2 protein-coding genes are annotated in these 7420 nt (G+C 44.2%); both read right to left on the bottom strand.

The window, feature by feature from the left end; genetic code table 11:
• A partial coding sequence (locus JO943_RS12835; protein WP_202740963.1) for an Ig-like domain-containing protein occupies nt 1-5376 on the bottom strand: 5376 nt, incomplete at its 3' end.
• A gap of 465 nt (nt 5377-5841) precedes the next feature.
• Nucleotides 5842-7341, bottom strand: a complete 1500-nt coding sequence (locus JO943_RS12830; protein ID WP_005288466.1) for a cation:proton antiporter — start codon at nt 7339-7341, stop codon at nt 5842-5844.
• Nucleotides 7342-7420: the final 79 nt, after the last annotated feature.

Here is a 7420-nt window from a genome sequence, read left to right as displayed (position 1 = left end):
TGCCACATCGGCTGTCCAGTTACCTGTCGCTGCATCTACAGTTGCAGTGTACGTCACACCATTGATAACTAAAGTCACCACTGTGGTTGCTGCATCTGCCGGGATACCAGTCAAGGTACCTGTTACTGTCACGGTGCCAGCTGATTCAGCTGCGTTGAGGACGTTGTCCGCAGTCACATCATCAATTGCAAGGGTTGCACCTGTATTGTCTGGTGCTGTGGTATCCACTGTATAGACTTGAGTATCGGTGACTGTGCTGCTGTTACCTGCCGCATCGGTGAAGGTCGCTGTGGCATCGATGGTTTTATCGCCATCTGCCAGCAAGTCACTACCTGCCACATCAGCTGTCCATTTACCTGTCGCTGCATCTACAGTTGCAGTGTAAGTCACACCATTGATAACTAAAGTCACCACTGTGCTTGCTGCATCGGCTGGGATACCAGTCAAGGTACCTGTTACTGTCACGGTGCCAGCTGATTCAGCTGCGTTGAGGACGTTGTCTGCAGTCACATCATCAATTACAAGGGTTGCACCTGTATTGTCTGGTGCTGTGGTATCCACTGTATACACTTGCGTATCAGTGACAGTGCTACTGTTACCTGCCGCATCAGTAAAGGTCGCTGTGGCATCAATGGTTTTATCGCCATCGGCCAACAGGTCACTACCTGCTACATCGGCTGTCCAGTTACCGGTTGCTGCATCTACGGTTGCAGTATAAGTCACGCCATTAATTACAAGCGTAACAACCGTGCTTGCGGCATCGGCTGGAATATTTGTTAAAGTACCTGTGATGGTCACAGTGCCTGCTGATTCTGCAGCATTCAATACATTATCGGCAGTTACGTCATTAATGCTTAATACCGAACCTGTCGTATCTGGTGCATTCGTATCTACTGTATAGCTTTGATCAGCATTGATTGGCCCAACACCTGTAACTTCAACCATTACATTGATTTTACTGTCTGTATCTGCAGTCAGATCGCTACCTGGAACAGTGACGCTCCATGTACCACCTGTTTGCAAGGTAGTCGTGTAATCTGTGCCATTCACATTGACAGTGACTTTATCTCCCACAGTAAAGCTGCCAACCACTGAACCACTAATGGTTTGATCGACACCCGCTTCTGCTGCGTTAACAATGTTATCCCCAGCAATCGGGTTAATCACTACCACTGGTGTGGTGATATCCACGGTATAAGTAATGTCTGCAGTGACATTACCTACATTACCTGCTGCATCTGTTGCCTGAATAGTTACATTAATGGTTTTGTCTGTATCAAGCGCCAATTGACCACCGTCAACTGTAATACTCCACACACCACCCGTCTGAACCGTTGTCGTGATATCCACGCCATTAACGTTGACAATAACGACGTCACCAACTTTATATTCGCCTGTTACGCTACCACTAATCGTTTGATCTGTGCCTGCTTCTGTTGAATCCAGAATATTGTCACCCGCAACCGGATTAATTGTAATCGTCGTTGTACTGTTGTCAGGGGCTGTTGTATCAACAGTATAAGTATGATCTGCAGTAACAGAACCAACGCCAGTTACATCTACAGTCACATTAATGGTTTTATCCGCATCTGTGGTTAGCTCAGCGCCAGCAACCTCAATACTCCAGTTACCGTTGTTATCTAAAGTAGTGGTGTAATCTGTACCATTGACATTGACAGTGACTTTATCTCCAACAGTAAAGCTGCCAACCACTGAACCACTAATGGTTTGATTGACGCCAGCTTCTGCTGCATTCAGAACGTTATCACCCGCAATTGGATTAATCACCACAACAGGCGTGGTGATATCGACCGTGTAGGTCGCATCAGCCGTTACACTCCCCACATTACCAGCAGCATCTGTTGCCTGAATAGTCACATTAATGGTTTTATCTGCATCAAGAACCAGTTGCCCACCGTCAACCGTGATACTCCACACACCACCCGTCTGAACCGTTGTTGTAATGTTGATACCATTCACATTGACAGTAACTACATCACCAACACGATACTCGCCTGTGACTTTACCGCTGATGACTTGACTGGCACCTGCCTCTGTTGAATCAACAACATTATCACCCGCAATCGGGTCAATGGTAATCGTGGTGGTGCTGTTGTTTGGTGGAGTTGTATCTACAGTTTCTGAACCTGGTGCTGACGGGTTACCTGCAGGGTCGGTGGCAATCGCTGTAACAGTATCGCCATCTTGCAAACCGCCCGGATTTGGTACGGTCCATTCACCTGTGGTTGGATCGGTAGGAACCTGGACAGTGCTGCCATCCGGGAAGGTCACCGTCACGGTTGAACCCGGTTCTGCAGTACCGGTGATTGGATCGGTACCATTGACTGGATCAATTTCTGGCACTGCTGGGGCAGTTACATCCACGTTATAAGTTTGTGTATCTGTAACATTGCTGCTATTGCCTGCTGCATCGGTGAAAGTCACTTTCGCATCAATGGTTTTATCGCCATCTGCCAGCAAGTCACTACCTGCCACATCAGCAGTCCAGTTACCCGTCGCTGCATCCACAGTTGCTGTATAGGTCACACCATTAATCACAAGCGTCACAACAGTGCTCGCAGCATCTGCTGGCACACCTGTTAATTTACCTGTAATTGTGACAGTCGACGTTGACTCTGCTGCATTGAGGACATTATCTGCTGTAACCGGATCAACGCTAAATTCAACGTTACCCGTATTCGGTGGAGTAAGGTCTACAGTTTCTGTGCCCGGTGCAGATGGGTTACCTGCCGGGTCAGTCGCAATAACTTTAATCGTATCGCCATCTTTTAAACCGCCTGGGTTTGGTACAGTCCATTCACCTGTGGTTGGATCAGTAGGAACCTGAACAGTGCTGCCATCCGGGAAGGTCACCGTCACGGTTGAACCAGGCTCTGCAGTACCGGTGATTGGATCGGTACCATTGACAGGGTCAATCTCTGGTACAGCTGGTGCAGTCACATCTACATTATAAGTTTGTGTATCCGTAACATTGCTGCTATTGCCTGCGGCGTCAGTGAAAGTCACTTTTGCATCAATGGTCTTATCGCTATCTGCTAGTAAGTCACTACCAGCCACATCTGCCGTCCACTTGCCTGTTGCAGCATCGACAGTTGCCGTATAAGTCTTACCATTAATGACGAGTGTCACTACTGTGCTTGCTGCATCTGCAGGGATACCAGTCAAAGTACCGGTAATCTTCACAGTCGAAGTCGATTCTGCCGCATTCAAAACGTTGTCTGCGGTCACTGGATCTACATTAAATTGAACACCATCTGTATCTGGTGGTGTGCCGTCAATAACCACGGTTTCTGTGCCCGGTGCAGATGGGTTACCTGCTGGGTCAGTCGCAATAACTTTAATCGTATCGCCATCTTTTAAACCGCCCGGGTTTGGTACGGTCCATTCACCTGTGGTTGGATCAGTAGGAACCTGAACAGTGCTGCCATCAGGGAAGGTCACAGTCACGGTTGAACCCGGCTCTGCAGTACCTTTGATTGGATCGGTACCATTGATTGGGTCAATTTCTGGTACCGCTGGTGCAGTCACATCCACGTTATAAGTTTGTGTATCCGTAACGTTGCTGCTATTGCCTGCTGCATCGGTGAAAGTCGCTTTCGCATCAATGGTCTTATCGCTATCTGCCAGCAAGTCACTACCTGCAACATCTGCCGTCCATTTTCCTGTTGCTGGATCTACAGTTGCGGTATAGGTCACGCCATTGATAACTAAAGTCACCACTGTGGTGGCGGCATCTGCAGGAATACCGGTTAAAGTACCGGTCACCTTCACAGTCGAAGTTGACTCTGCTGCGTTCAATACGTTGTCTGCAGTTACCGCATCAATCGCAAGGGTTGCACCGGTATTGTCTGGTGCTGTGGTATCCACTGTATAGACCTGGGTATCGGTCACGTTACTGCTATTGCCTGCAGCATCAGTGAACGTCACTTTTGCATCAATGGTCTTATCGCTATCTGCCAACAAGTCACTACCTGCGACATCTGCCGTCCATTTTCCTGTTGCAGTATCTACAGTTGCCGTATAAGTCTTACCATTAATGACGAGTGTCACGACTGTGCTTGCTGCATCAGCAGGGATACCGGTCAAAGTGCCGGTAATTTTCACAGTCGAAGTGGATTCTGCCGCATTCAAAACGTTGTCTGCGGTCACTGGATCTACATTAAATTGAACACCATCTGTATCTGGTGGTGTGCTATCAATAACCACGGTTTCTGAGCCCGGTGCAGATGGGTTACCTGCCGGGTCAGTCGCAATAACTTTAATCGTATCGCCATCTTTTAAATCGCCCGGGTTGGGTACGGTCCATTCACCTGTAGTTGGATCAGTAGGAACCTGAACGGTACTGCCATCAGGGAAGGTCACAGTCACGGTTGAACCAGGTTCTGCTGTCCCCGTGATCGGATCTTTGCCATTAATTGGATCAATTTCTGGTACCGCTGGTGCAGTCACATCTACGTTATAAGTTTGTGTATCCGTAACGTTACTGCTATTGCCTGCGGCATCGGTGAAAGTCACTTTTGCATCAATGGTTTTGTCACTATCAGCCAGTAAGTCACTACCTGCCACATCAGCAGTCCATTTACCGGTTGCTGGATCTACCGTTGCCGTATAAGTCTTACCATTAATGACGAGTGTCACCACTGTGTTTGCTGCATCAGCAGGGACACCGGTTAAGGTACCAGTCACCTTGACGGTCGATGCTGATTCTGCCGCATTCAGGACATTATCCGCAGTCACCGGATCTACATTAAATTTAACTGCGCCAGTGTCTGGCGGTGTAGTGTCTGGATTATTACCATTATTATTATCGCGCCCATGACCATCGCTGCCGCCACTTGCGGCTGCAATAATACCGCCAGCCACTAAAGGCACAGCCCACAACCATGGATTCATACCACCATCATGGTAAAGCAAAGGTTCTACAGACTGAATCGGTTGATAGACCACATCTGAAACAGGAACCTCTGGAGCAGCCTCTGGCACAACCGCTGGCGTTTCTTCTAAGTATACTGCCCCTTCCGTGTCTGCATCTGCATCTGCATCTGCGTCACTATCTGCATCCGCATCATTTTCGGCATCTTTAAAACGTGCCCAAATGAGTTGACCATCTTCGCCTTGAAAAACCAGACTGTTATCCAGATTCGCCCCTTCATTAAAGAAGTTTTGAATAACAATTGTTTCTCCGTTTTTCAGTAAAATAACGGCATTAGAACCATCTCTTTTTACTGTTGAGATATCGTTGACAGGGATCTTAACCAGAACCACCGTGGCCTCAGATGGTAAAGTCGTTGTTTTTTCCGTCGTATTTGCAAGGGTTTTATGACTTTCCTTGGAAATAATTTGTATTTCAGACATGATTATATTCCTCAATTATATATTATTAATTTCAAATCAATTTCTAATGACGTTATTACTGAAGTTAAAATTATTTTTTCAAGTGATAGAGTTCACGACACTACTTTAAATTAAACCGAATAAATGTTAAATAGCTCACAAAACAAAGAAAATAAACTTACATTGAAATAAATTATAACACTTACACAAATATATGTTTTACAACAACAAAAAAAATAAAAATTACTTTAAAAAATAAAAAATTTACACTTTTAAACAAATAAATTTACAAAGAAATAATAAGTTCCTAAAAAGTATTTTAATTAAATTAAACAAACTTTTTAAATATATTATTTAAATTAAAATAAAAGCCGCTCCCACACTTTAATTAAACTAAACACACCATTTAACGATTTTATTAACTAAAAACAAAAAAGCCTTTTCATTATAAAAAGGCTTTTTTTAACAAAAGAAAAAAATATACGATTAAAAATTATCAGGATTTTCCAAGCGTTTGACCTCTTCCCGTTTACTTGGGTGATGCATGGTGGCGACCCCGTCCTCGGTTTTCTGATCCAGTAAAATTTCAGGGTTATAGATAGTAATCGTCTCTCGCCCTAAAGCATCCTCACCAATAATATATTTAAAACCACGGCGGTTCATCTTGTTACACATGCGTTGATAGAAGCCTTTTAAGCCTTCTTTCTCTTCATTTGGATTGTAGTAGAACGCATTCATCACCGCAGGCAAACCAAGACCACATACCACCCCGGACAGCAACACACTGATAAAGGTATAACCAATCAGGATACTGCTGTATGGGCTAAGCTGAGGAATGTTGGCCACAGCCAGAATCAAGGCCAGTGAAATACCACCACGTACCCCTCCCCAGGATAGAATCGCTAAACTGCCGTTATAGCTTTTTTTACGGAAAGAGGGAAATAAGGCAAAAGAAGCAAAGTTGGCCGCAAAACGGGACAGATGCAGGATAATAAACGCAATAATCCCGCCAATAATCAGGTTAGCACTCAGATCAAGAATAAAGAGCTCCAGACCAATCAGGGTAAATAAGAAGGAGTTGATAATGCCTTCAACCGTATGCCAGAAGTGATTCACTTCACGTATTTCACGCTGTTCACGAATCTCTTGCCATTTGTTGCCGACAATGAGACCCCCAATGACACAAGCGATCGGCGCTGATGCATGAGCAAATAATGCGACCAGATAAGAACCACTGGCCAGCAAGGCTGTGGTTAAGATTAATGACTCCATCTCGTGTTTACCGCGTAATAAACGCAAGATTGCAAAACCGAATCCAAAACCAATAATCACCGCGACAAAGATTTCATAAAGTAAGGTTTCAACGGTTGCCAATAATGAAAAATGCTCACCTTGCAGCACTTTTAATAAAGTCATAAATAAGGCAATACACATGGCATCATTAAATAAAGACTCACCTTCCAGCTTTACCATGAGATGATGTGGCGCACGAATTGAACTGAGTACACCTTTAACACCAATAGGATCTGTCGCCCCAAGCGCTGCGCCTAATAACAATAAAACGCCAATCGGGACCGGATAACCAACCAGCCATTGAAATAAATACAATAAACCTGCATAAAATCCTGCGCATAGCACCAATGCAATCGTGGCTAAAATACCGATAGGTTTCCAATAGTTTTTTAAATCTGAAATTTTAAACTTAAGTGCTGAAGAGGTTAAAATAAAACAAATCACACCATTAATTAAAAAATCATAAAAATCAATATTTCTTACAGCAGCTTCAATATTATGAATATTAATGGTAATAAACTGGTTGCCATTTAACAGGCTTGCGCCCCACTGTAAAATAAAGACAAAAATCGCAGAAACAATCGGGACCCCAATCGCTTGAGGAAAACCCAGTATTCGTTTATTAAAAATAGTGGTGGCAATGGATAATGCAAAAATTACCGTTAATGCTTGTAAAAGAAAAAAATTACCCATATGACCTCTTTATTTATTTCAATCTTCAACACATACAATTTATTTAAACTTTAAAATTAACCATAAAATGCAATTCAAA

The organism is Acinetobacter sp. 'aerobic (ED)' (genome assembly GCF_904886855.1).
GTDB classification, from domain to species: domain Bacteria; phylum Pseudomonadota; class Gammaproteobacteria; order Pseudomonadales; family Moraxellaceae; genus Acinetobacter; species Acinetobacter courvalinii.
This window is presented reverse-complemented; position numbering and strand designations above follow the sequence as displayed.